Annotated in this window: 19 protein-coding genes and 3 tRNA genes; 10 read left to right on the forward strand and 12 right to left on the reverse strand. The window is 64.2% G+C overall.

Annotation, left to right across the window (positions count from 1 at the left end):
* Positions 1–6 precede the first annotated feature (6 nt).
* Together ACIQXM_RS12325 and ACIQXM_RS12330 are read right to left on the reverse strand one after the other, a co-directional pair.
* Entirely contained in the window at positions 7–1503 is a 1497-nt protein-coding gene (locus ACIQXM_RS12325) for a malate:quinone oxidoreductase (RefSeq protein WP_400931823.1), read from the reverse strand.
* 97 nt (positions 1504–1600) lie between these two features.
* Positions 1601–3277, reverse strand: a complete 1677-nt coding sequence (locus ACIQXM_RS12330) for an ABC transporter substrate-binding protein (protein WP_400931825.1) — start codon at positions 3275–3277, stop codon at positions 1601–1603.
* A gap of 146 nt (positions 3278–3423) precedes the next feature.
* On the opposite strand from ACIQXM_RS12330, the gene ACIQXM_RS12335 reads away from it, so the two are divergent.
* A complete protein-coding gene (locus ACIQXM_RS12335) occupies positions 3424–5223 on the forward strand; it encodes a dipeptide ABC transporter ATP-binding protein (protein ID WP_400931827.1) in 1800 nt (599 codons plus the stop codon).
* 76 nt (positions 5224–5299) lie between these two features.
* Here ACIQXM_RS12335 and ACIQXM_RS12340 read toward each other — a convergent pair whose 3' ends face one another.
* The 6 genes from ACIQXM_RS12340 to bcp all read right to left on the reverse strand — a co-directional run bounded on the left by ACIQXM_RS12340 (position 5300) and on the right by bcp (position 10897).
* The gene (locus ACIQXM_RS12340) at positions 5300–6250 is read right to left on the reverse strand and encodes an ABC transporter permease (protein WP_400931829.1); all 951 of its coding nucleotides are present in this window, start codon (positions 6248–6250) and stop codon (positions 5300–5302) included.
* Positions 6247–7251 carry an ABC transporter permease gene (locus tag ACIQXM_RS12345; RefSeq protein WP_400931831.1) on the reverse strand — a complete coding sequence of 335 codons (1005 nt, stop codon included), beginning with the start codon at positions 7249–7251 and terminating at the stop codon, positions 6247–6249. Before ACIQXM_RS12345 ends, ACIQXM_RS12340 begins: the two co-directional genes overlap by 4 nt.
* A 94-nt stretch (positions 7252–7345) precedes the next feature.
* Positions 7346–9019 (reverse strand): ABC transporter substrate-binding protein, encoded by a 1674-nt coding sequence (locus tag ACIQXM_RS12350; protein WP_400931833.1) that lies wholly within the window; start codon positions 9017–9019, stop codon positions 7346–7348.
* 278 nt (positions 9020–9297) lie between these two features.
* On the reverse strand, positions 9298–9996 hold the full coding sequence (locus tag ACIQXM_RS12355; RefSeq protein WP_400931835.1) for a fasciclin domain-containing protein: 699 nt from the start codon (positions 9994–9996) through the stop codon (positions 9298–9300).
* Between the two features lie 282 nt (positions 9997–10278).
* Positions 10279–10363, reverse strand: a tRNA-Leu gene (locus tag ACIQXM_RS12360).
* Positions 10364–10429: 66 nt separating this feature from the next.
* On the reverse strand, positions 10430–10897 hold the full coding sequence (bcp, locus tag ACIQXM_RS12365) for a thioredoxin-dependent thiol peroxidase (RefSeq protein WP_400931837.1): 468 nt from the start codon (positions 10895–10897) through the stop codon (positions 10430–10432).
* A gap of 147 nt (positions 10898–11044) precedes the next feature.
* Between bcp and ACIQXM_RS12370 the strand changes: the two genes are divergently transcribed.
* On the forward strand, positions 11045–11596 hold the full coding sequence (locus ACIQXM_RS12370) for a MarR family winged helix-turn-helix transcriptional regulator (RefSeq protein WP_400931839.1): 552 nt from the start codon (positions 11045–11047) through the stop codon (positions 11594–11596).
* Between the two features lie 156 nt (positions 11597–11752).
* Here the strand turns inward: ACIQXM_RS12370 and ACIQXM_RS12375 are convergent.
* From ACIQXM_RS12375 to ACIQXM_RS12385, 3 genes are all read right to left on the reverse strand, one after another.
* Positions 11753–11828, reverse strand: a tRNA-Lys gene (locus ACIQXM_RS12375).
* A 240-nt stretch (positions 11829–12068) separates the two neighbouring features.
* A tRNA-Lys gene (locus ACIQXM_RS12380) sits at positions 12069–12144 on the reverse strand.
* 105 nt (positions 12145–12249) lie between these two features.
* Positions 12250–12603: a hypothetical protein gene (locus ACIQXM_RS12385; protein WP_400931841.1), complete on the reverse strand. Its 354-nt coding sequence runs from the start codon at positions 12601–12603 to the stop codon at positions 12250–12252.
* Between the two features lie 177 nt (positions 12604–12780).
* Here ACIQXM_RS12385 and ACIQXM_RS12390 point away from each other — a divergent pair, with 177 nt between their 5' ends.
* Positions 12781–13737, forward strand: a complete 957-nt coding sequence (locus ACIQXM_RS12390; RefSeq protein WP_400931843.1) for a 2-hydroxyacid dehydrogenase — start codon at positions 12781–12783, stop codon at positions 13735–13737.
* A 59-nt stretch (positions 13738–13796) separates the two neighbouring features.
* Here the strand turns inward: ACIQXM_RS12390 and ACIQXM_RS12395 are convergent, their stop codons facing one another.
* Positions 13797–14237, reverse strand: coding sequence for a hypothetical protein (locus ACIQXM_RS12395; protein WP_400931845.1), 441 nt, complete (start codon positions 14235–14237; stop codon positions 13797–13799).
* A gap of 161 nt (positions 14238–14398) precedes the next feature.
* Between ACIQXM_RS12395 and ilvD the strand changes: the two genes are divergently transcribed.
* From ilvD to ACIQXM_RS12430, 7 genes are all read left to right on the forward strand, one after another.
* Positions 14399–16102 (forward strand): dihydroxy-acid dehydratase, encoded by a 1704-nt coding sequence (gene ilvD, locus ACIQXM_RS12400; protein ID WP_400931847.1) that lies wholly within the window; start codon positions 14399–14401, stop codon positions 16100–16102.
* A gap of 457 nt (positions 16103–16559) precedes the next feature.
* The gene (locus ACIQXM_RS12405) at positions 16560–18467 is read left to right on the forward strand and encodes an acetolactate synthase large subunit (protein WP_400931849.1); all 1908 of its coding nucleotides are present in this window, start codon (positions 16560–16562) and stop codon (positions 18465–18467) included.
* A gap of 4 nt (positions 18468–18471) precedes the next feature.
* Complete coding sequence (gene ilvN, locus ACIQXM_RS12410; protein ID WP_400931851.1) at positions 18472–18987, forward strand: acetolactate synthase small subunit; 516 nt, start codon at positions 18472–18474, stop codon at positions 18985–18987.
* 55 nt (positions 18988–19042) lie between these two features.
* Positions 19043–20068, forward strand: a complete 1026-nt coding sequence (ilvC, locus tag ACIQXM_RS12415; protein WP_400931853.1) for a ketol-acid reductoisomerase — start codon at positions 19043–19045, stop codon at positions 20066–20068.
* 152 nt (positions 20069–20220) lie between these two features.
* Positions 20221–21816 carry a phosphoglycerate dehydrogenase gene (gene serA, locus ACIQXM_RS12420; RefSeq protein WP_400931855.1) on the forward strand — a complete coding sequence of 532 codons (1596 nt, stop codon included), beginning with the start codon at positions 20221–20223 and terminating at the stop codon, positions 21814–21816.
* 432 nt (positions 21817–22248) lie between these two features.
* On the forward strand, positions 22249–22980 hold the full coding sequence (locus ACIQXM_RS12425) for an ABC transporter ATP-binding protein (RefSeq protein ID WP_400931857.1): 732 nt from the start codon (positions 22249–22251) through the stop codon (positions 22978–22980).
* Positions 22977–24353, forward strand: coding sequence for an FtsX-like permease family protein (locus ACIQXM_RS12430; RefSeq protein WP_400931859.1), 1377 nt, complete (start codon positions 22977–22979; stop codon positions 24351–24353). Before ACIQXM_RS12425 ends, ACIQXM_RS12430 begins: the two co-directional genes overlap by 4 nt.
* Positions 24354–24441 lie beyond the last annotated feature (88 nt).

Raw genomic sequence — 24441 nt, forward strand, 5'->3', positions numbered from 1 at the left:
GCCGGGTTAGTTCAGGCCCAGGACACGGTTGGTGTCGTTGGTGAGTTCTTCCAGCAGGGATTCGTTTTCATTGAGCTTGACGCCGTAACCCGGAATCATTTCCTTGATCTTCGGCTCCCAGCCGTCGAACTGGCGGGGGAAGGCACGCTTGAGCAGGTTGATCATGATCGGGGTGGCCGTGGAAGCGCCCGGCGAAGCACCCAGCAGGGCGCCGATGGATCCGTCCGAGGCGGTGATCAGCTCGGTGCCGAACTGCAGCACGCCGCCCTTCTTCGGATCCTTCTTGATGACCTGCACGCGCTGGCCGGCCGTGATGAGCTCCCAGCCTTCGGTGACCGCGCGGGGCATGAATTCCTGCAGCGCCTCGGTTTTGCCTTCGCGGGTCTTCAGCACCTCGGTGACCAGGTACTTGACCAGGGACATGTTGTCCTTGGCGACGGCCAGCATCGGCACCAGGTTGCCCGGGCGGACGGACGCCGGCAGGTCCAGGAACGATCCCGTTTTCAGGAACTTGGGAGAGAAGCCGCCGTACGGGCCGAACAGCAGCGACTTCTTGCCGTTGACAAACCGGGTGTCCAGGTGCGGAACGGACATGGGCGGTGCGCCGACGGAGGCCTGGCCGTACACCTTGGCGTTGTGCCGGGAAATGATGGACTCGTCAGTGGAGCGCAGGAACTGGCCGGAGACGGGGAAGCCGCCGAAGCCCTTGCCCTCGGGGATCCCGGAGGCCTGCAGCAGGTGCAGGGCGCCGCCGCCGCCGCCAATGAAGACAAAGCGGGCCGAAACGGTGCGGGAAGCGCCGGTGGCACGGTTCTTGACGGACACGTCCCAGCCGCCGGTGGAGGAACGCGAAACGTTGCTGACTTCGTGGCCAAAGTTCATTTCCACGCCGTTGGCGGCAAGGTAACCGGTCAGCTCACGGGTCAGGGCGCCGAAGTCGACGTCGGTGCCTCCGACGACGCGGGAGCCGGCCACGCGCTGGGAGGAGTCGCGGCCCTCCATGATCAGGGGAGCCCACTCCGCCAGCTTGGCGTGGTCCTCGGAGAATTCCATGGACTTGAACAACGGCTGTGCGCTCAGCGACTCGTAGCGGCGGCGGAGGTACTCGGAGTGCGCGTCACCCCAGACAAAGCTCATATGCGGCAGCGGGTTGATGAAGTTGTTCGTAATATGGCCGGAGGAGACCATGTGCGACCAGAACTGGCGGGACACCTGGAACTGTTCGTTGATGCCCACCGCCTTGGCCGGGTCAACGGAGCCGTCGGCCGCGGCGGGGCTGTAGTTCAATTCGCACAGCGCGGCGTGGCCGGTTCCGGCGTTGTTCCAGGGGTCGGAGCTTTCCAGTCCGGCGCGATCGAGGCGCTCAAACAGGGAAATATCCCAATCGGGCTGGAGCTGCTTCACGAACGCCCCGAGGGTCGCGCTCATGATGCCGCCGCCGATCAGCAGTACATCGGTTTTAGTTGCGGACTTATCCGCCGGGCTATTAGCAGTCAACTTCATATCTCCAGTCGCGAGGGCGCTAGCTCTAGAAGCGTATCGCCCCAAGCGTCCTTACTAAAATCACCTGCGCCCTGCAAGTTGCCTGTGAGGAGAACGGCTACTGCTTCCGGAGCTCGATCCGGTTAAAGACTTCGTTGAGCAGCGGAGACGTGGGGTAGCTGGCCACCCGGGGTGAAAGTGCGAGCGCGGAGATGGGGAAGGCCAGCGGAATGGCCGGCACCCGGGTGGAAATGCGGTCGGCGATCGCCTCATATGCCTCCGCCTGTTCCGGTCCGGCCTTCAGGGTCCGTGCCCGGTCAATCTTGCTCAGCAGCTGTGCGTCGTCGTAGGCGAGCTCTTCGGTGTAGCTGCCAAAGAGGGTGCCCACGAAGTTGTCCGGGTCGTCATAGGTTCCGCTGACGCCGAGCAGGTGGAAGGCGCGGTCCCCGCTGCTCTGCACCTTGTGCAGGTAGTCATCGGACCATTCCACCGGCACGGGCTTGATGTTGAATCCCGCCGCGGTGAGCTGCCGGCTGAGTTCAGCGTAGACACGCTCGGGAGTCGGCAGGTAGGCCCGCGTGACGTGGCGCGGGTAATAGAAGGGGAGCTCGGCGCCGTCGTACCCTGCTTCCTTGAGCAGGTCCGCAGCCTTCTCCGGATCGTATCCGTAGCTGGTGACGGTTCCCGAGCTGACGCCGAGCTTTTCCGGCACAAACTGGTTGGCCTGCTTGGTGCCGTTGAGGAACAGCCCGTCCAGGAGCGCGTCCTTATCAATGGCGTGGGCAACGGCCTGGCGCATCTTGACGTTATCCAGGCCGGGGAAAGCTTCGTTGATGCCCAGGTACAGCACCGAATACGGATCCCGCTGCAGGATCTGCAGGCCGTTGCGGGCAAGGTCGTCCACGTCGGCCACGGTCACCAGGTCATAACCGTCCACGTCGCCGGTCTTCAGGGCGCGGAGGCGGGTCTGGGGGTTGGCCATGGTGGTGAAAACCACGGTGGAGATCTGCCCCTGCCGGCCCCAGTAACCCGGGTAGGCGGCCAGCCGAACCTCATCACCCTCCCAGGACTCCAAGGTGAACGGACCGGTTCCCACGGGGTGCAGGCCGTAGGCGGAAATCTTCTGGCCGTCCTTTTCCACGCTGAGTGCGTCGGCAGCGTGCTGCTTCAGGGCGGCCGGTGAGGCCATGGCAAATTCCGGCGCGGCCAGGGCGGGAATGAACCCGGTCAGGCGCGTGGCCAGCTCCACCTGGACGGTGTATTCATCCACAGCGGTGCAGGCTTTGTAGACGGCGAGCTCCGGGCTGTCGGAAAAGGCGTTGAAGACGGCCTTGTAGGCAAGGTTGCCTGATCCGCGGGCGGACACCGGGAGGTTGTACCAGCGGTCAAAGTTGGCACAGACGGCGTCGGCATTAAAGGGTTCGCCGTCCTGGAACGTGACGTCCCTGCGCAGCGTGAACGTGTAGGTGCGTCCGTCCTCTGACTCCGTCCAGCTTTCTGCCAGCAGGGGAGCGGGCGCGGAGGTCAGCGGGTCCACGCCCACCAGGCCCTCCATGATCTGCCGGCTGACCCGGTGGCTTTCGGTGTCCGTCGCCAGGAAGGGGTCCAGAGTGGACGGGCGGGCCGCAGTGGCGAAGGTGAAGGTGGCCTGCGGCGCTGATGCGGAGGGGCTGCCGGTGGGCGAGGCCGTGGCAATGCCGTCGGGAGGGGTTGCCGTGCATCCGGCGAGAGCCAACGCACCAAGCAGTGCACCGGCCCGAAGGAAGGAGCGGCGGCCCATGCCGGAATCTGTCACAGCGGTTATTCTCCTACGCTCCGTCAATGGGCGCGTCTGGTTCTCTTGGTTTTGTGCGTGGATTGCCAGTCTAAATGATAAAAAAACAGGCACCCGCTGGTGAGACCCTGCTCACATTGCCGCTGTAAGTAAGGCAGGATAGGGAAATGACTGAAATCAGCCTTGATTCACCCCTGCTTGAGGTGACCGATCTCGCGGTTAATTTCCGCACCACCGACGGTGAAGTCCAAGCCGTTAAGAATGCTTCCTTTAGCCTTCCGCGCGGAGGAACGCTGGCGATTGTGGGTGAGTCCGGTTCCGGTAAATCCACCACGGCCATGGCGGTAATTGGTTTGCTCCCGGGAAACGGCAAAGTGGCGGCCGGAAGCATCCGCTTCGACGGCACCGAGCTGGTGGGGATGCCGGAATCCAAGATGCGCGCCATCCGGGGCCGGTCCATCGGACTGGTGCCGCAGGATCCCATGTCCAACCTGAACCCCGTCACGAAGATCGGCACCCAGGTTGCGGAAACCCTGCTCGTCCACGGCATGGCCACTTCCAAGGACGTGGACCGCAAAGTCATTGAGGTCCTGACTGCCGCCGGGCTGCCGGACGCCGCCGAGCGGGCAAAGCAGTATCCGCACGAGTTCTCCGGCGGCATGCGCCAGCGGGCACTGATCGCCATTGGACTGGCCTGCCGGCCGCGGCTGCTGATCGCAGATGAGCCCACGTCTGCCCTGGACGTGACTGTGCAGCGGACCATCCTGGACCAGATCGGAAACATGACGGAGGAGCTGGGCACCTCGGTCCTGCTCATCACGCATGACCTCGGGCTGGCAGCGGAGCGCGCCTCCGAGCTCGTGGTGATGCACCGGGGTCTTGTCGTGGAGCACGGGCCGGCCCGGCAGCTGCTGGAGGATCCGCAGCATCCCTACACCCAGTCCCTGGTGGCCGCAGCTCCCAGCGTTGCCGCGGTGCGGCTGAGCCCGGGCGCGTTCAAGGCCCCGGCCGCTCAGCGTTTGCGGCTGGCGGAGCAGGTGTATGCCGAGCATGAGGGCGGAACGGGGACGGCGGCGGACGACGGCGGCACGGCGGCTGCGGCGGCCGCCTCACCTCAGCAGACCGCCGGGGGAGACGGTACCGGCCTGTCCGGAGCTGACGTGCCGGACAACATCGTGGAAATCCGGGACCTGACCAAGGTCTACAAGATCCGCGGCCGCTCCGAAGACTTTTACGCCGCACGCAACGTCACGCTGGATATTCCCCGCGGCCGGACCGTCGCCATTGTGGGTGAATCCGGTTCCGGTAAGACCACTACCGCCCGGATGCTGCTCAAACTGGTTGATCCGACCAGCGGCACCATCACCTTTGACGGGACGGACGTTGCCTCCTTGGAAAAGGCGAAGCTGCGGGACTTCCGGCAGCGTGTGCAGCCGATTTTCCAGGATCCGTATTCGTCCCTGGACCCGATGTTCACCATTGCGCGGATTCTTGATGAACCGCTCAAAACCTACAAGCGGGGCTCCAAGAGCGAGCGTGCCGAAAGAGTCCGGGAGCTGATGGACCAGGTGGCACTGCCGCACTCCATGCTGGGCAGGTATCCCGCAGAGCTGTCCGGCGGCCAACGCCAGCGCGTGGCAATTGCCCGTGCCCTGGCGCTGAAGCCCGAGTTGATTGTTTGTGACGAGCCGGTCTCGGCATTGGACGTGCTGGTGCAGGCTCAAATCCTCAAACTCCTTGGAGATCTGCAGGCTGAACTGGGCCTGAGCTACCTCTTCATTTCCCACGACTTGGCTGTGGTCCGGCTGATCTCCGACTACGTGTGCGTCATGAAGGACGGCGAGTTGGTGGAAGCGGCCACCTCGGAGGAAGTCTTCTCCAACCCGCGCCACCCGTACACCCGGAAACTGCTTGCTTCCATTCCGGGCAATGAGCTGAACATCGGCGAGGGTGAAATGGCCTCCTAGAAGGAGACCGGCACCAAAGAGACAAAAGAGGTGGCGCCCGCAACGGGCGCCACCTCTTTTGCCGTGTTGATCCGGGCTACTTCTTCCGGGTCTTGGGATCCAGTGCTTCGCGCAGGGACTCGCCCAGAAGGGTGAATCCGAGTGCGGTGACCGCAATGCAGATGCCGGGAAGGAACGCGAGCTGCGGTGCCACGGCCAGTTCATTCTGTGCGTAGGTCAGCATCCGCCCCCACTCCGCCGTCTGCGGCTTGCCGCCGCCGAGGCCGAGGAAGGACAGGGCGGCGGCGTCAATGACAGCCGTCGCCAGGGTCAGGGTGCCCTGCACGATCACCGGACCCATGCTGTTGGGCAGCAGATGGCTCATGGTGATGGTGCGCCGGCTCAGGCCCAGGGACTGCGCCGAAAGGATGTAGTCGGCGCTGCGCTGGGAAATCATGGACGAGCGCAGCAGGCGGGCGAAGATCGGGATCTGGGAAACACCAATGGCGATCATGATGGCGTAGGTGTTCTGCCCCAGGATGGCGGCAATGCTCACCGCCAGCAGCAGGTTCGGGACGGAGAGCAGGATGTCCACGAAGCGCATGATGACGTTGTCCACCCAGCCGCCGATTCCGCCGGCGATGATGCCCAGGAGCATGCCACCCGCCAGTCCCAGCGCTGTGGAAATGACACCGATGATGAGTGAGGCGCGGGCGCCCCAGATGAGTTTGGACAGGACGTCGCCGCCGAACCGGTCCAGTCCCAGCGGGTAGGCGTCAATTTCGCCGGGTCCGGGGATGGACGTGGGGGTGATGTCCGTCCGTCCCGGAAGATCGTCACCGCCGAACGGTGCCAGCACCGGTGCCAGAATGGCCACCAGGATGAACAGGCCGATAATCACGGCCCCGGCAATGGCCGCCGGATTGCGGCGCAGCCGCTTGAAGGCGGAACGCCACATACCCGTTCCGCGGGTGTCGGCCTGGGCCGGTGTTGCGGGCTCGTCGGGGCGGATGGCGCCGCCGGGAGCCGGTGGGAGAACTGTACTCATTGCACCCTCACCCTCGGGTCGATGAAGCCATAGGACACGTCAACGATCAGATTGATCAATGAATAGGCGATGGCGATGAAAATGATGAATCCCTGCAGCACGGGATAGTCGAGGTTGAAGATGGCATCACGCAGGAATCTGCCGATACCGCTGAAGGCAAACACCGTTTCCGTCAGTACGGCACCGGAGATCAGCAGGCCGGTCTGCAGTCCAATGGTGGTGGTCACCGGAAGCATGGCGTTGCGGAGGACGAACCGGCCGCGGATGGTTTTCTCCATCAGGCCCTTGGCGCGTGCGGTGCGCACATAATCAGCGCCCTGAACCTCCAGGACGGAGGCGCGGGTGATGCGCACAATGATCGCCAGCGGGATGGTGCCCAGGGCAATTCCGGGCAGGACCAGGTGCATCAGCGCGTCCCAGGACGCGTCCCATTCCCGGGTTAGCAACCCGTCGAGGATGTAAAAGTCCGTGATGTGGGTGGCATCAATGCGCGGATTCTGCCTGCCGTCCGGGGGAAACCAGGGGAGCTGGATGGCAAAGAGCCACTTCAGGATGAAGGCCAGGAAGAACACCGGGATGGTGATTCCCACGAGCGAAAGCACCACCGAGGAATGATCCCAGAAGCGTCCGTAGTGGGTTGCCGCGAGGTAGCCAAGCGGGATCCCGATGCCGATGGCAAAGATGAGCGCCACCAGGGACAGTTCCAGTGTCGCGGGGAAACGGGTCGCGAACTCCTCCAGCACGGGCCGGCCGGTGACCGTGGAAACGCCGAAGTCGCCCTGCAGGAGCTTGCCGACGTATACGAAGTACTGCTCCAGAAGGGGGCGGTCAAAGCCGTAGGCGGCGTTGATCCTTGCGATCGCTTCCGGCGTTGCTTTGTCGCCGAGCAGAGCAGTGGCCGGGCCGCCGGGAAGGCTGCGGACCCAGACGAACAACAGGATGGACAAACCGATGAGTGTGGGAATCAGCATGAGAAGACGTTTGCCGATGACTTGCAGCACAGGTGTCCTTTCTCAGCGTGGTAGAGGCGCTGTATGAAGGAAGGGAAACAGTGAAAGGGCCGGGATCTCCGAAGAGACCCCGGCCCTGTGCTGCTTACTTGTTGAGTTCGATCTTGTTGAACACTTCGTCATTCACCGGGCTGGCGGGGTAGGAAACCACGCGCTCGTTGAAGGCGAGTGAGGGAGCCGGGTGTGCCAGCGGTATGGCCGGCACAAACTCAGCGATGTCCTCGTTGATCTGCTCGTAGAGCGGAGTCTGCTCCTCGAGGCTGCTGACCTGGCGGGCTTCCTCCAGCGCGCCGAAGATCTCCGGGTTGTTGAACCCGAACTCGGGCTTTTCGCCGCCGAAGAACACACCGACAAAGTTGTCGGTGTCGTTGTAGTCGCCGGTCCAGCCCAGCAGGTGGATGCCGTGGTCTTCGGAGGCCTGGACACGGTCCAGGTAATCCGGGGACCACTTGTTCGGCTGCGGATTGACCGTGATGCCCACTTCTTCGAGCTGGGCAGTGATGTTGGTGTAGACCTGCTCCGGCGTCGGCATGTACGGGCGGGAAACGCCGGTCGGGTAATTGAAGTCCACGGAGAAGCCGTCCGGGTAGCCGGCCTCGGCCAGCAGGGACTTGGCCTTCTCCGGATCGTAGTCGTACTCGGTCACGTCCTCGTTGTAGCCGTTGACCACGTCGGGGATGAACTGGGTGGCCACCTTGGTGCCCTCGGGCAGGGTCTGGTCCACCAGGGCCTGCTTATCGATCGCGTGAGCGATCGCCTGGCGCACCAGCGGGTTCGCCAGCTCCTCAACCTTCTGGTTCATGCCGAGGTAGAGGATGGTGAACGGCTCGCGGGCCATCACGTTGTACCCGGCGTCGGCCAGCGACTTTGTGTCAGCCGGAGCCACGAGGTCGTAACCGTCGATGGTGCCGGCCTCGAGGGACTGGCGGCGGGAGTTGGGATCGTCGATGACGCGGAAGATGATGTCCGTGACCTGGCCCTGATCGCCCCAGTAGTCCTCATTGGCGGAGAGGGTGATCTGGTTGCCGACTTCCCAGTTCTCGAACTTGAAGGGGCCGGTTCCGGTGGGATGGCTCTTGGCGTACTCGGTCAGCGTGGGGGCCTCGGCCGTGCCGGAAGCTTCGTTGGCCGCGTACTGGTCCATCGCCGTCGGGCTCTGCATGGAGAAGGCCGGGAGTGAGAGCGCCGCGATGAATCCCGCAAACGGCTTGGCGAGGGTCACTACCGCTTCGGTGTCACCGGTGGCTTCGCAGGACTTGTAGGTTGCGGTCTCCGGGGTATCGGAGAAGCCCTTGAACAGCTTGCTGTAGTAGTAGGCAAGGCTTTCAGCCTGCTGGATGCCGGTGAAGTTGTACCAGCGGTCAAAGTTGGCGCAAACGGCTTCAGCGTTGAACTCAGTGCCGTCGTGGAAGGTGACGCCGTCCTGCAGCTCGAAGGTGTAGGTCAGTGCGTCCTCGGAAGTCTCCCAGGACTTGGCCAGCAGCGGTTCCGGATCCGCGGTTCCCGGCTTGACGCCAACCAGGCCCTCGAAGATCTGGCGGCTGACGCGGAAGGATTCGCCGTCGGAGGCGAAAGCCGGGTCCAGGGACTTGGGATCCGACGACGCTGCGAAGACGAAGGTTCCGTCAACGTCCGACGCAGCGGCGTCGCCCGTTCCCTCCTCGCGCTCGCTCTGGGCGCAACCGGAGAGAATCAGGGCGCTGAGGGCTATTCCGGTGGTGATGGCAGCGGCGCGCCGCCTTGGGCGGGAGCCGCTCATAGTTCGGCCAACAGGTGACATGGTCTTACTCCTCTGGGGCGAAAGATACCCGTGCAATACGGCGGGTGCCGTGCGGTGCGTGGTGTCGAAGTGTGTCGTGTGACACAAACGTATGGACCGAGCCTAATGGGTGACGGAGATTACAAAGGTATTTGGACCCTTGGCAGGGTCACAATTTGGTCACGCAAAAAGGCGGACACCCCAGAGGGGTGTCCGCCTTTGGTTTTGGCTGCAAAGGCCTGCTTGCCGGTGCCTTTGGCCTGTGCCGTCCGCGGGGATTACATCGGCGGCATCAGCACGGTGTCGAGCAGGTACACGGTGGCGTTCTTGGTTTGGACGCCGCCGCAGACCACAGCCGAATCATTGACCATGAGGCTGTCGCCGGAGCCGGTGACCTCAACTTCTTCACCGTTGACGGTGGCGTAGCTGCCGGACAGCTCATCCGGCGTCATCTGGCCGGGAACCACATGGTAGGTCAGGATGCTGGAGAGCAGGTCCGGATCGGTCTTCAGCGTCTCGATGGTGGCCGGATCCAGTTTGGCGAAGGCATCATCGGTGGGAGCGAAAACGGTGAACTCGGAGCCGTTGAGCGTATCCACAAGGTTGACGTCCGGGTTCAGCTGGCCGGAGACCGCAGCGGTCAGCGTGGTCAGCATGGGGTTGTTGGAGGCTGCGGTGGCCACCGGGTCAAGGGACATGCCCTCGATGGAGCCGGCGCCCTCGGGAACAGCCGCCGCGTAGTCGGCGCAGCTGCCGCCTACGAGGTTGGCTGCCGGGTCGGCGCTCATGGACTCACTGGACATGGGATCGGAGCTCATGGATTCCGACGGTGAGGGGGACATGGACTCGGATGCCATTCCCGATTCTGAGCTTGTGGACGAGCTGTCGGTGGAGTCGGTGCTGCAGGCGGCCATGCCCAGCATGGAGACAGCGGCGATTCCGAGGATGGACATGTTCCGGCGGGTCTTGAAAGCCATTGTTTTTCTCCTTCTGGCGAGGGCTCCCGGTGGTGGAACCCCTGGTTGGTATGAACACCTCTTGGTGCGAGGTCTCAGAAGGTCTTCGGCCCGGCTCCGGAACCGGATGGGTGGACGGCCGGAAAAGTTTTTGGGTCTGCCGCCGGGAACTGCGGATCCGGCTGGAAGGCCGGTTGCCGCTTGCGCAGGACAGCGGAGGAAAAGAAAAATACCCCGGTCCGAAGACCGGGGTATTTCATATATTCGCGACTCGCCAGCGACCGAAGTCCTGACTCATTCCAATGGTGCGCGAGGAGGGACTTGAACCCACACGTCCGAAGACACTGGAACCTAAATCCAGCGCGTCTACCAATTCCGCCACTCGCGCCCGGGATTACGCCTCAGCAATATTTAATGCGCAGAGCCGCAAAACCAGCCTCCAGTGTACCCGAGGTTAGGCGAGTCCGAGATCGCGCGACAGCTTGGCCACATGGCCGGTGGCCTTGACGTTGTACTGGGCCAGCGAAACCTTGCCGTTCGGGTCCACAACCACAGTGGAACGGATCAGGCCTTCGTAGGTCTTGCCATAGTTTTTCTTCTCGCCCCAGGCTCCGTACGCTTCGGCCACGGCATGGTCCGGGTCTGAGAGCAGGGGAAAGTTGAGGTTCTCAGCTTCCGCAAACTTCTCCAGTTTCGGCACCGGATCGGGAGAAACTCCGACGACGGCGTACCCGGCATCCTGCAGGCTGTTCAGATTATCCCGGAAGTCACAGGCTTCCTTGGTGCAGCCCGGAGTGGCTGCCGCCGGGTAGAAGTAGATGATTGTGCTGCGGCCGCGGAAACCCTCGAGCGAGACGGAAGCAGGGTCCGTTGCCGGAAGGGTGAAATCGGGGGCAGTATCACCGGGGGACAGGCGGGGCATGGGGGCACTCCTTGCTATTAATGGAAGGTCCGGCTGTGTCACAGGGCGACAGTGCACGGCCAAGGTGGCTATCCTAGTATGTGGTGGGTTTTGCAGGTTATCCGATTGGCCATTGAATCCTCACCCTGAAAGGAAGAGTTCTGTTTTATGCCCGATATGGAGCACTGGCCCACAGGTCGTCTGTTGTCAACGGCGGCACGCCTGGTTGAACACGCCTGGAACGAGAGGCTTGTCCGAATCGGCGTGACCCACGCGGGAGTCATCGCGCTGGGAGTTCTTGACTCCCAGGGACCCATGACCCAAGCGCAACTGGCTCAGATCGTCCGCGTCCAGGCACAGACAATGGGTAAAACCCTCTCCCGGCTGGAAACTCACGGGCACGTGGTCCGCGTCCGCAATGATCTGGACCGGCGCAGCCACATGGTGTCCATCACCCCGCAGGGCATTGAAGTTTTGCGCGAGGCACAGGACATCGAGAGCACGCTGACCGACGGCGGGGAGCTCATGTCCGAACAGCTGCGCGGCCAGCTCCGCAATGTCATCAGGGAGCTCGGAAACCCGCGCTGGCAGGTGGCTGTGGACGTTCCCGGCCTGCCAATTCCCGTGGTTACGCCGGAAGCCGATGCCACTGCGGCACAGGAACCTGCCTCCGATGAAGCCGCTGACGGTGCGGAGGCGAAAGCGTCCGGGACCGCTTAAGGATTTTTGCGCAAAAGGCACGTCCCGCAGCGGGGCGTGCCTTTTGCTTTGTCCAGCGGCGGGCGCTGCCGGTGCTGGAGCCTGAAACAGCAGAGCCCGCAAACAACAAAAGAGCGGCCCCGCCGGTTTTCACCGAGCTGAGCCGCTCCTTGCTTTTGGTGCACCCCCCGGGACTTGAACCCGGAACCCTCTGATTAAGAGTCAGATGCTCTGCCAATTGAGCTAGAGGTGCATTTGCTGCCTTGCCGCCTCACCGGTAAAACCGGCGATTTGTCATCCGCAACGACAAACAACATTACCAGCCTTTTACCGTTTCCGCGAACGCAGGGAGCCGCAAATCGCACAGTGAGATGCAGGTCATAGGTTGCAGTCCTGCTGCGGGCCCACGGCAATGGGGCGGCTGGGCTGCGGATGGTCGGGCACAAAAAAACCCCGACCGATCGGCGTGCTGCCGATGAGTCGGGGTTTAGATTGGTGCACCCCCCGGGACTTGAACCCGGAACCCTCTGATTAAGAGTCAGATGCTCTGCCAATTGAGCTAGAGGTGCATTTTGTTTTGGTGGTGCAAGCCGAACTTTTTTGCTCGATTTGCTCTCCGCAACGACATGAAACACTACCAGTACTTCTCCCCAAAAGAAAAATCGATGTGAAAATCAGGGCAGCGGCGCCCCCGGTTCTGCTTCCTGCGGTCCTGATCCAGGGGGAACCACGAGCTCCACCGGACTGCCGTCCCAGTCCTCGCTGTTATCCACCAGCCAGGTCCGCGACGGCAGCCCCGCACTGCCGCCGCCTGCGGCTGCAGGATTCCCGGGGCCGGAATCTGTTTCCGCGGGCGTTTGGGCAGCTGTGGCTGTTACGGAATCTCGGGGTACAGGCGTAACCGGCATCGCCGGGTGCAGGGCTTTCGTTACAACGCCGTGCTGCAGCAGCCGGCGCAGCACCGACGACGCCGCGGTGAGGACCGCTGCAGAAACGGCGGCGGATGCAATCAGGGACGAACGTTTCACGTATCTGCTCTTCCGGACTCTCCCGCAGCTGGCACCACCGCGGGAACAAAGGGGACAAGGCGACAACGAAGGGGAGACGGGGAGGCCATACCGGCCCGGTCTTTGACGTTACGGTGGGTTTCCGTCCCCTGTCCAGAGGTCGGCGGACAGTTTGCCGTCGGCGCTAGGCTGTCAGGCATGAGTGAGCAACTTCGTCCCGTGCAGACCATTACCGTTCCCAGCGAAGACCTCCTTGAGTCACTGCGCCCCCTGCCGGAAGGCATCCGGGCCGGTGTCTGGGACCTGGCAGGTGAACCGCAGGGGCTGGACTACGGTGAGATCGACGCCGTCGTGCTGCCGTACGCTGCCGGCCGCAATTGGCGCCAGGCCTTGGACCGGGTACCTGGGCTGAAAATGATCCAGGCCCAGACCACCGGTTATGACGGGCTCCCGGAGCTGGTGGCACCCGGCGTCGCCATTGCCAGTGCGGCGGGGGTGCACGCTGCGGGCACTGCGGAGCTGGCACTTACGCTGATGCTTGCCAGCCTGCGGGGCATTGACGACGCCGTGCGAAACGCGCAGAGCGGAACCTGGAGCAGCAGTCGTTACCCCGGTTTGGCGGACCGCCGTGTGCTGATGGTCGGCGTGGGCGGCATCGGCGCCGCGATCGCCCGGCGGCTCGAGCCCTTCGAAGTGGAGCTGACCCGGGTGGGAACCAGGGCACGGACCGATGAGCACGGAACGGTGCACGGAACCGAGGAACTCGTGGAGCTTGCCCGGACCGCGGAGGTTCTCGTGGTCATCACTCCGCTGACCGGCGAGACCCGGCACCTCATCGGCAGGGAGGTCCTGGCGGCGCTGCCGGACGGCTCCCTCGTGGTGAACGTCGCCCGGGGCCCGGTGGTGGACACGGACGCGCTCACCGCGGAAGTGCTTTCCGGCCGGCTGCATGCGGCGCTCGACGTCGTGGAACCCGAGCCGCTGCCGGCCGATCACCCCCTGTGGAAGGCGCCCAACGCCATCATCACCCCGCACGTCGGAGGAAACACCGAAGCCTTTGTGCCGCGCATCCAAAAGCTGCTGAAGGAGCAGGTGGGCCGCCTGGCCCGCGGTGAGGAACCCGAGAACCTCGTCCGGCGAGGTCCCTGGGCCTGAGCAGCCATCCTGCCTGACGGCCGTACTGGCCTGACCCGCCGCGCTGGCCTGACCGGCCGTCAGGCCAGGGTCAGGAAATGCTCCAGGAAGGACTCAAAGTCCTCCAGGTCCAGATCTTGTTCAATGACCCTGCCGGCCTGGCCGTCATCGGGAAGCGGGGCGCTGCCCTGAACCTGGAAACGGAAGATGCGGCCGGTGTTCGTCCCCACCTCGTAGTCTCCGGCCTCCACTTCCTCGGTGTGTGAAAGGTTGGTCGAATTGACTGCCGTGGGTGCTTCAAGGCCGGCCAGGGTGCCGGTGGAGAAGGGTGCGAAGACCAGCTCGGCGGGGCGCCAGCGGTAGCCCACGACATAGTAGGTGTCGGCTCCGTCGCCGCCGGGACCTGCGCACACGAGGTTGTAATCGCCGTAATTGGGAATCTGCGACTCGAACACATGCCGGAGCACAGCCTTGATCTCATCGCTGGAGGGCCGGTTGCGGGGTTCTGGTGCCGAGGTCATGCCTCCAGTCTATGAACACCGGGCCCGATGGACGGAAGCCCGGGGCGGCAACACCTGCATGGACATCCACTTGTCATGCGTCCTTAACCCGCCGTAACAACCGCGAAGCGCGTCCGTCACATGCCCCCGGGAAACATCGCGATGGTCCTAAGATCGGGAATATGAGTGTGGATAATACCCCTGACATCAAACCCCGAAGCCGAGTCGTCACCGATGGGATCCATGCCGCCCCGGCCCGCGGCATGTTCCGCGCCGTCGGCATGGGAGACGATGATTTCGCCAAGCCGCAGATCGGCGTTGCCAGTTCCTGGAACGAAATCACCCCCTGCAACCTGTCCCTGAACCGCCTGGCCCAGGGTGCAAAGGAAGGCGTTCATGCCGGCGGGGGATTCCCGATGCAGTTCGGCACCATTTCCGTTTCTGACGGCATCTCCATGGGCCATGAGGGCATGCACTTCTCGCTGGTTTCCCGTGAAGTCATTGCCGACTCGGTGGAAACCGTCATGATGGCCGAGCGCCTGGACGGATCGATCCTGCTGGCCGGCTGCGACAAGTCCCTGCCCGGCATGCTGATGGCTGCCGCCCGGCTGGACCTCGCGAGCGTGTTCCTCTACGCCGGTTCCATCATGCCCGGGTTCGCCAAGATGGAAGACGGCACCGAGCGCGAAGTGACCCTCATCGACGCTTTTGAAGCGGTGGGTGCGTGCGCCGCCGGCAAGATGAGCCTCAAGGACCTCGACACCATCGAACGTGCCATCTGCCCGGGAGAAGGCGCCTGCGGCGGTATGTACACCGCCAACACCATGGCCTGCATCGGTGAGGCCCTGGGCATGTCCCTCCCCGGTTCCGCTGCGCCGCCCTCGGCAGACCGCCGCCGCGACGACTTTGCCCGCAAGTCCGGCGAAGCCGTGGTCAACCTGCTGCGCAAGGGCATCACTGCCCGCGACATCATGACCAAGAAGGCCTTCGAGAACGCCATTGCCGTGACCATGGCCTTCGGCGGCTCCACCAACGCCGTCCTGCACCTGCTGGCCATTGCCCGCGAAGCGCAGGTGGACCTCACGCTGGAGGACTTCAACCGCATCGGTGACCGGATTCCGCACCTGGGTGACCTGAAGCCCTTCGGCCGGTATGTGATGCACGACGTCGACAAGATCGGCGGCGTACCCGTGATCATGAAGGCACTGCTCGACGCCGGCCTGATTCACGGCGACTGCCTCACCGTCACCGGCAAGACCGTGGCCGAGAACCTGGCAAAGATCGATCCGCCGGACCCCGACGGCAAGGTCCTGCGCGCCATGGACAACCCCATCCACAAGACCGGCGGCATCACCATCCTGCACGGCTCCATGGCGCCGGAAGGCGCCGTGGTGAAGAGCGCCGGCTTCGACGCCGACGTCTTCGAGGGCACCGCCCGCGTGTTTGAACGCGAACAGGGCGCCCTGGATGCCCTCGACAACGGAGACATCCACGCCGGCGACGTCGTCGTCATCCGCTACGAAGGTCCCAAGGGCGGGCCGGGCATGCGTGAAATGCTCGCCATCACCGGCGCCATCAAGGGTGCAGGCCTGGGCAAGGACGTCCTGCTGCTCACTGACGGCCGGTTCTCCGGCGGCACCACCGGCCTGTGCATCGGCCACGTTGCCCCGGAAGCGGTCGACGGCGGCCCCATCGCCTTCGTAAAGGACGGCGACCGGATCCGCGTGGACATCGCCGCCCGCAGCTTCGACCTGCTGGTGGACGAGGCCGAGCTGGAAACGCGGAAGGTGGGCTGGAAGCCCCTGCCGGGCAAGTTCACCACCGGCGTCCTGGGCAAGTACACCAAGCTGGTCAACTCCGCCTCCACCGGGGCCTACTGCGGTTAAAACCCTGTCTGAAGCGCGGGGCGCCGGAGCGCCCCGCGCTTCGTTCCACCGGTCGAGTGTAGGAACGACGCGGTTTTCCGGCGGTCTGTGCGGCATCTCTGCGTCACTCGACGGGGGAATCCGGCAGCACTACGGCACTCGATCAGAGACCAGGGGGAACTGGGCGTCCACAAAGCGGACAAGATGTCCATATACTGAGACGTGAGTCTCAAAAGTTTGACACCTCCGTAGCGGGACGGGAAGACTGAAAGGCATGCAGATCGTCCCCGTCGTCCTTATCAAGCGCGTGGCCTAACCGCCGGCTTGCAAGAACGTCACGCGCGAACCCCTACGGAGCCAACCGGCACGAGGGGTTTTTTTATTGGCTTCAGACAAAAGCAGAAAAGCCGGCCCGGGCTAACCGTCCGAACGGCCGCCGCAGCAGATCACATGAATAAGTATCCGTAAGGAAGTCTTTATGAGTAAGGGATCGCCAATCAGCCCGTCGCTGATGGCCAACAAAGTCAGTGTTGCTGCGAAGGCAGCCACGGCAAAGACACGTGATGTTGCCTCCTCCGTATCAATACCGTCAGAAGCCGCGGACAACCGGGTTCAGGGCCCCAACAATGTGGTTCCCCCCACCGAGATGACCGGGTCCAAGGCCATTGTGCGGGCGCTGGAGGAACTCGGAGTTGAGGACATCTTCGGCCTGCCGGGCGGCGCGATCCTCCCCACGTATGACCCGCTCATGGACTCCACCAAGCTGCGGCATATCCTGGTCCGCCACGAACAGGGAGCGGGTCACGCCGCAGAAGGTTATGCCATGGTCACCGGCAAGGCCGGGGTCTGCATTGCCACCTCCGGTCCCGGAGCCACCAATCTGGTCACCGCAATTGCCGACGCCCACATGGACTCGGTCCCCATGGTGGCCATCACCGGCCAGGTCTCCAGTGCGTTCATCGGCACCGACGCTTTCCAGGAAGCCGACATCGTGGGCATCACCATGCCCATCACCAAGCACTCCTACCTGGTCACCAACCCGGATGACATTCCCCGGGTCCTGGCTGAGGCCTTCCACATTGCCACCACCGGCCGCCCCGGCCCGGTGCTCGTGGACATTTCCAAGGACGCCCAGCAGGCCAAGACGCTGTTCTCCTGGCCTCCTAAGATCGATCTGCCCGGCTACCGGATTGTGGTCCGCGGCCACTCCAAGCAGGTCCGTGAAGCCGCCCGCCTGATCGCTGCCTCGCAGCGTCCCGTGTTCTACGTGGGCGGGGGAGTGCTCAAGGCCGACGCGTCGGCAGAACTGCTGGAGCTCGCCGAACTGGTGGGCGCGCCTGTGGTCACTACCCTGCAGGCCCGCGGCGTTTTCCCCGATTCCCACCGCCAGCACGCCGGCATGCCCGGCATGCACGGCTCGGTGTCGGCTGTTGCGGCCCTGCAGCAGTCGGACCTGCTCATCACACTTGGTGCGCGCTTCGATGACCGCGTCACGGGTGTGCTGTCCTCCTTTGCCCCCGGTGCCAAGGTCATCCACGCGGACATCGATCCCGCCGAGATCTCCAAGAATCGCCCGGCGGACGTGCCGATTGTCGGCTCGGTCAAGGAGATCATGCCGGAACTGACGGAGGCGGTCCGCGCCGCATTCGCCGTCGAACGCCCGGACATTGCACCGTGGTGGGAAGTCATCAACCGGCTGCGCGATATCTACCCCGTGGGTTACAGCGAGCCCGAAGACGGCCACATTGCTCCCCAGAAGGTCATCGAGCGCATCGGAGCCCTCACCGGCCCCGACGGCGTCTACGTGGCCGGTGTGGGGCAGCACCAGATGTGGGCCGCCCAGTTCATCAAGTACGAACGTCCCCGCGCCTGGCTCAACTCCGGCGGCCTCGGCACCATGGGCTACTCGGTGCCCGCAGCCATGGGCGCCAAGGTGGGCAACCCGGACCGCGTCGTCTGGGCGATCGACGGCGACGGCTGCTTCCAGATGACCAACCAGGAACTGGCCACCTGCCTGATCAACAAGATCCCGATCAAGGTGGCCATCATCAACAACTCTTCCCTGGGCATGGTGCGGCAGTGGCAGACCCTCTTCTATGAGTCCCGCTACTCCAACACGGACCTGAACACCGGACATGACACCGTCCGCGTCCCGGACTTCGTGAAGCTTGCCGACGCCTACGGCTGTGCGGGCCTGCGCTGCGAGCGGGAGGAGGACATCGATGACACCATCCGCCAGGCGCTGGCGATCAACGACCGCCCCGTGGTCATCGACTTCGTGGTCAGCCGCGACTCGATGGTCTGGCCGATGGTTCCCTCCGGTGTTTCCAACGACCTGATCCAGATTGCCCGCAACATGACACCCAAATGGGAAGAGGAGGACTAGGGCCATGGCACGCCACACCCTTTCCGTACTGGTCGAAGACGTTCCCGGTGTCCTGACCCGGGTAGCGTCGCTGTTTGCCCGCCGGGCATTCAACATCAATTCTTTGGCCGTGGGCCCCTCGGAGGTGCCGGGGCTGTCCCGCATCACCGTGGTGGTCGAGGCCGAGGGTGACCTGCTGGAGCAGGTCACCAAACAACTGAACAAGCTCATCAATGTCATCAAGATTGTTGAACTGGTTCCCGAGTCTTCCGTGCAACGCGACCACATCTTGGTCAAGGTTCGCGCGGATGCCGCAACCCGGCTGCAGGTAACCCAGGCCGCCGAGCTGTTCCGTTCTTCAGTGGTTGACGTGTCCACCGACTCGCTGATCGTTGAAGCCACAGGCACCGCCGAAAAACTCAACGCGCTCCTTGCAGTGCTTGAACCCTTTGGCATCCGCGAAATAGTTCAATCCGGAACGCTGGCCATCGGCCGCGGCGCCAAGTCCATGGGGGACCGCGCACACCTGCGCACCGCCTAGCTTCGCCGCTTTCCGTTCCAAACCTTTATCCAAGAAACTTCAGTAGGAGAACACTGTGACTGACATGTATTACGACGACGACGCCGACCTGTCCATCATCCAGGGACGCACCGTCGCGGTCATCGGCTACGGCAGCCAGGGCCACGCCCACGCCCTCAGCCTGCGTGATTCCGGCGTCGACGTCCGCGTTGGCCTCAAGGAAGGCTCCAAGTCCCGCGCCAAGGCCGAGGCCGAGGGGCTGCGCGTGCTGAACGTGGCCGACGCCGTCGCCGAAGCGGACCTGATCATGGTCCTCACGCCGGACCAGATCCAGCGCTTCGTCTACGCCGAGGAAATCGCCCCGAACCTGCAGGCCGGCGACGCCCTGTTCTTCGGCCACGGCTTCAACATCCGCTACGGCTACATCCAGCCGCCGGCCGACGTCGACGTCGCCCTCGTGGCACCCAAGGGCCCGGGCCACATCGTCCGCCGCGAATTTGAAGCCGGCCGCGGCGTTCCCGACCTGATCGCCGTCGAGCAGAACCCCTCCGGCAAGGCCAAGGAACTGGCGCTGTCCTACGCCAAGGCCATTGGCGGTACCCGCGCCGGCGTCATCGAAACCACCTTCACGGAAGAGACCGAAACTGATCTCTTCGGCGAGCAGGCAGTGCTCTGCGGCGGTGCTTCACAGCTGATCCAGTACGGTTTCGAAACCCTGACCGAGGCCGGCTACAAGCCGGAGGTGGCGTACTTCGAGGTGCTGCACGAGCTCAAGCTGATCGTTGACCTGATGGTCGAAGGCGGCATCGCCAAGCAGCGCTGGAGCGTCTCCGACACCGCCGAATACGGCGACTACGTCTCCGGACCCCGCGTCATTGACGAGAGCGTGAAGGAAAACATGAAGGCAGTCCTCGCGGACATCCAGAGCGGTGCCTTCGCCAAGCGCTTCATCGATGACCAGGACGCCGACGCTCCGGAGTTCAAGGCACTGCGCCAGAAGGGTGAAGACCACCCGATCGAGGCCACGGGCCGCGAACTGCGCAAGCTCTTCTCCTGGATCAAGTCCGATGACGACTACACCGAGGGCTCCGTTTCCCGGTAGCCGGCCGTAACAGAAGCACCGATTCACGTCTGCCCGGGAGGCAGGCGCTAGGCTCGAAAGGCAAGCCGAATCGGCAAGGAGGCCGGACCCGTTGGGTCCGGCCTCCTGTGCGAAAACCCCACCTGAATCTTCCACAGCTAAAGAGGTCACCGGTGTCTGCCACCAAACCAGTCGTACTCCTCGCGGAGGAACTCTCGCCCGCCACAGTCGAGGCCCTTGGCCCCGACTTTGAAATCCGCTCCACGGACGGCGCCGACCGCTCCCAGCTCCTCTCCGCGATCGCCGACGTCGACGCCATCCTGATGCGTTCGGCCACCCAGGTGGATGCCGAGGCCATTGCCGCCGCGAAGAACCTGAAGGTCATTGCCCGAGCCGGCGTGGGCCTGGACAACGTGGACATTAAGGCCGCAACCCAGGCCGGAGTCATGGTGGTCAACGCCCCGACGTCCAACATCATCTCCGCAGCGGAACTGACCGTGGGTCACATCCTGTCCCTGGCCCGCCACATCCCGCAGGCCAGTGCGGCGCTCAAGGGCGGGGAATGGAAGCGTTCCAAGTACACCGGCACCGAGCTGTTCGAAAAGAAGATCGGCATCATCGGGCTGGGCCGCATCGGCGCGCTGGTGGCTGCCCGGCTGCAGGGCTTCGGCACCGAAATCCTCGCCTATGACCCGTACATCACCCCGGCCCGCGCCGCCCAGCTGAATGTCCGCCTGGTGACCCTGGACGAGCTCCTGGAACAGGCCGACTTTGTCACCATCCACATGCCCAAGACTCCGGAAACGCTGGGCATGCTCGGAGCCGAGGCCTTCGAAAAGATGAAGGACAGCGCGTATGTGGTGAACGTGGCCCGGGGCGGTCTCGTGGATGAAGACGCGCTCTACACCGCGCTGACCGAGGGAAAGATTGCCGGCGCCGGCGTGGATGTCTTCGTCAAGGAGCCTTCCACGGACCTGCCGTTCCAGTCCCTGGACAACGTTATTGTCACCCCGCACCTGGGCGCCTCCACAGACGAGGCCCAGGAAAAGGCCGGTGTCTCCGTAGCGAAGTCCGTCCGTCTGGCGCTGGCCGGCGAGCTGGTGCCGGACGCCGTCAACGTTGCCGGCGGCGTCATCGCCGAGGAGGTCCGCCCGGGCATCCCGCTGATCGAAAAGCTGGGCCGGATCTTCACTGCGCTTTCGGCTGACTCCGTGACCGCCATCGACATTGAGGTGGCCGGCGAGATTGCCGCGATGGACGTCAAGGCGCTGGAACTGGCGGCACTCAAGGGCATCTTCACGGACATCGTTTCCGAACAGGTCTCCTACGTGAACGCTCCGGTCCTGGCCGAGCAGCGCGGCATTGAGGTGCGCCTGCTGACCACCCCCGATGTTGATGACTACCGCAACCTGCTCACCATCCGCGGCGCCCTTTCCGACGGCACCCGCCTGGAGGTGTCCGGGACCCTGACGGGTCCGAAGCAGATCCAGAAGCTTGTGGGCGTCAACGGCTACGACCTGGAAATTCCCATCAGTGAGCACCTCATCGTGCTCATTTACCAGGACCGCCCGGGCGTTATCGGCTCCCTGGGCCGGATCCTGGGCGAGAAGGACATCAACATTGCCGGCATGCAGGTGGCCCGCAACACCGAGGGCGGCCAGGCGTTGTCGCTGCTGACCGTGGATTCCTCCGTGCCACAGGACGTCCTCGAAGAACTGAAGGTCGAAATCGGGGCATCGGTGGCCCGCGAAGTGGACCTGCAGGACTGATTCCGCACGCAGCGCAGCAGCACTGGCACCAGCACCGCCAGCAGGAACCGGTCCGCTTCGGCAGGCCGGTTCCTGCTGGTTTACCCGCGGTTTGTCCCGTCGTGCTGTTTGACGGACATCCAGCTTGTCCTTCGTGCAGGTAAGGGGCCACTGGCGCCGTCGGGCTGTTCCTTCGTGCAGATAACGGGGAGTCAGCGCCGTCGAACCAGTCTTTCGTGCAGGTAACGGGCCCAAAAGCCCCGGAAACACCGTTTTGAGGCCGTCATCTGTACGAAGGATTTCGGGAAGGCCCTTGATCTGTACGAGAGATCCAGGTTGGACCCGTTGGACCGGTAAGCGACCTCACCCTCCACCCGGGGTAGGAGGCAGCCCGGCCCCGGGTTCATGCCCTCCTCCGAGGCGCAGTCCGGCCGGCGGGGACACCATGGAGGTATGACTGCATCCGTGCCCGGTATGCCGCCCCTGCTGGCAGCCGACAACCTTGTAAAGACGTACAACAGCAACGCACCGGCCCTCGCCGGTGTCAGCCTTTCCGTTCGGCCCGGTGAAGCCATTGCCGTGATGGGAGCTTCGGGATCGGGCAAAACCACCCTGCTGCATTGCCTGGCCGGCATCATTGAGCCCGACGCGGGAAGCGTTCGGCTCTTCCACGGCTCCGGCGCTCCCGTTGAGGTCACTGCCCTGGACGACGACGCCCGGTCCGCCCTGCGCCGCCGGGACTTCGGTTTCGTGTTCCAGCAGGGACTGCTCATTCCCGAACTCACCGCGGGGGAGAACGTGGCCCTGGCCCTGATGCTTGACGGCACGGACCGGGTCCGTGCGGAACAGGCTGCAGCAGATGCCCTGTCCGCCCTGGGGCTGGCCGGCATGGAGGGCCGCCGGATCGGTGAGCTGTCCGGCGGGCAGGCACAGCGGGTGGCGATTGCCCGGGCGCAGGTCACGGGAGCCCGGGTACTGTTCGCGGATGAGCCCACCGGTGCCCTCGACTCCCGGACCTCAGCGGACGTGATGCGGCTGCTGCTGGGCACAGTGCAGGGCACCGGCCGGTCGCTGGTCGTAGTCACGCATGATCCCGAGGTTGCCCGCTGGTGCGCGCGGATCATCACCCTTGCCGACGGCCGGGTCGTGGCCGATACTGCCGGTGCCGCGGGAGTGATTCGATGAGCACCGCCGTATCCTCCGCTTTCGGCCGCGCGGCCGGCACCTCAGGTCTGGCGGTCCCGGTGCGCATCGCCTGGCTCCTGAACAGGCCGGGCACCTCGGGGCACAGGGCAGGACTGCTGCCGGCGGCCTCCTTTGCCGTGGTCACCACGCTTCTGCTGACGGTGCTTGCCGGCGCCCTGTCCTTCCTGCAGTGGGGGGATGAGGAAGGCGATCTGTACCTGCTGCTCGCATCTTTCGCGCTGATTCTGCTGGTGCTTCCCCTGATCACGCTTGGCGGTTCGGCCGCACGGCTCTCCGCCCGCCGGCGGGACGAGCACCTCTCGACGCTGCGTCTGCTGGGTGCTTCCGCGAAGACTGTCCGCCGCGTCACGGTCCTGGAAGCCGGAGCGCAGGCGCTCGCCGGCGCACTGGGCGGAGTGGTCGGTTACGCGGTGCTCGCCCCGTTCGTCCAGTTGATCCATTTCCGGGGCGCCCCGCTGGGAGCGGCGTATTGGCTGCACCCCGCCGCAGGCCTGGCCACCGTGACAGCCGTAGTGCTCCTGGCAGCAGGAAGTTCCGCCGTCGGCCTCCGCAAGGTCATCATCTCGCCCTTGGGTGTGCGGACGAGGGCCCTGGCCCAAAAGGTCCACTGGAGCCGGGCAGGAATCGGTGTTGCCGTTCTGGGAATCTGCATCCTGGCACTGATCATCCCCGGCGCCGGAGCGGCGCTGGCCCTGATCATCATTTTTGGCGTGTTCGCAGCCGGGCTGGCTGTGCTGAACCTGGTCGGGCCGTGGCTGGTGGCAGTTTCCGCCCGGCGGCGGCTGCACCGGGCCGCGACGCCGCAGGCGCTGATGTCCGCACGGATCGTCCTGGACGCACCGAAAGCGGCGTGGCGGCAGGTGAGTGCTCTCTCAATGGTCTGCTTCACGGCCGTTATTGCCGGCGCCGGTGCAGCAGCCCTGCAGGGAGCTCAGTCCGAGGGTCCGGAGGATTTCCTGCTGCAGGACATCATGACGGGTGTCCTGATTACGGTCATTGCCGGCTTTCTCATGGTGGCCTGCTCGGCGGGAATCAACCAGGCAGCCACGGTGCTGGACCGGGCGGACCTGTACCGCAGCCTGGATCGGATGGGCATGCCCCGCAAAGTCATCGACGCCGCACGCATCGGAGCGGTGATGCAGCCGCTGCTGCTGGTCAGCATCGTGTCCACCGTGGTGCCTGCGGTGCTGCTGTTCCCCTTGACCGGGGCGGCGCTGCTGATTGCACCGGTGTCCGTGGCCTTCTTGGCGGGGTCGATCGCCGTCGGAGTGGCACTGGTGCGGGCCGGACTGGCCGCTACCGGACCGGTGCTGTCGGCAGTGCTGGAAGCCGAGTCGGTGACGGGACGCTAGGCCGGTCCCAGCTACACTGACTCGAAATCCTGTGGCTGTCTTTCAGCCTGGGGAGGGGGGAGTCCACATGGAGGAAGCGCGGGCGAGC

It is taken from the genome of Arthrobacter sp. NPDC097144 (assembly GCF_044762205.1).
GTDB lineage: Bacteria > Actinomycetota > Actinomycetes > Actinomycetales > Micrococcaceae > Arthrobacter_B.

What these genes read in the sequence shown, in the direction of transcription:
- ACIQXM_RS12405 (WP_400931849.1), top strand. Translation starts at nt 16,560, where the DNA reads ATGAGTAAGGGATCGCCAATCAGCCCGTCGCTGATGGCCAACAAAGTC.
- ACIQXM_RS12370 (WP_400931839.1), top strand. Translation starts at nt 11,045, where the DNA reads ATGCCCGATATGGAGCACTGGCCCACAGGTCGTCTGTTGTCAACGGCG.
- ilvD (WP_400931847.1), top strand. Translation starts at nt 14,399, where the DNA reads ATGAGTGTGGATAATACCCCTGACATCAAACCCCGAAGCCGAGTCGTC.
- ACIQXM_RS12350 (WP_400931833.1), bottom strand. Translation starts at nt 9,019, where the DNA reads ATGAGCGGCTCCCGCCCAAGGCGGCGCGCCGCTGCCATCACCACCGGA.
- ACIQXM_RS12325 (WP_400931823.1), bottom strand. Translation starts at nt 1,503, where the DNA reads ATGAAGTTGACTGCTAATAGCCCGGCGGATAAGTCCGCAACTAAAACC.
- ilvN (WP_400931851.1), top strand. Translation starts at nt 18,472, where the DNA reads ATGGCACGCCACACCCTTTCCGTACTGGTCGAAGACGTTCCCGGTGTC.
- ACIQXM_RS12395 (WP_400931845.1), bottom strand. Translation starts at nt 14,237, where the DNA reads ATGACCTCGGCACCAGAACCCCGCAACCGGCCCTCCAGCGATGAGATC.
- ACIQXM_RS12335 (WP_400931827.1), top strand. Translation starts at nt 3,424, where the DNA reads ATGACTGAAATCAGCCTTGATTCACCCCTGCTTGAGGTGACCGATCTC.
- ACIQXM_RS12340 (WP_400931829.1), bottom strand. Translation starts at nt 6,250, where the DNA reads ATGAGTACAGTTCTCCCACCGGCTCCCGGCGGCGCCATCCGCCCCGAC.
- bcp (WP_400931837.1), bottom strand. Translation starts at nt 10,897, where the DNA reads ATGCCCCGCCTGTCCCCCGGTGATACTGCCCCCGATTTCACCCTTCCG.
- ACIQXM_RS12390 (WP_400931843.1), top strand. Translation starts at nt 12,781, where the DNA reads ATGAGTGAGCAACTTCGTCCCGTGCAGACCATTACCGTTCCCAGCGAA.
- ACIQXM_RS12430 (WP_400931859.1), top strand. Translation starts at nt 22,977, where the DNA reads ATGAGCACCGCCGTATCCTCCGCTTTCGGCCGCGCGGCCGGCACCTCA.
- ACIQXM_RS12425 (WP_400931857.1), top strand. Translation starts at nt 22,249, where the DNA reads ATGACTGCATCCGTGCCCGGTATGCCGCCCCTGCTGGCAGCCGACAAC.
- ACIQXM_RS12355 (WP_400931835.1), bottom strand. Translation starts at nt 9,996, where the DNA reads ATGGCTTTCAAGACCCGCCGGAACATGTCCATCCTCGGAATCGCCGCT.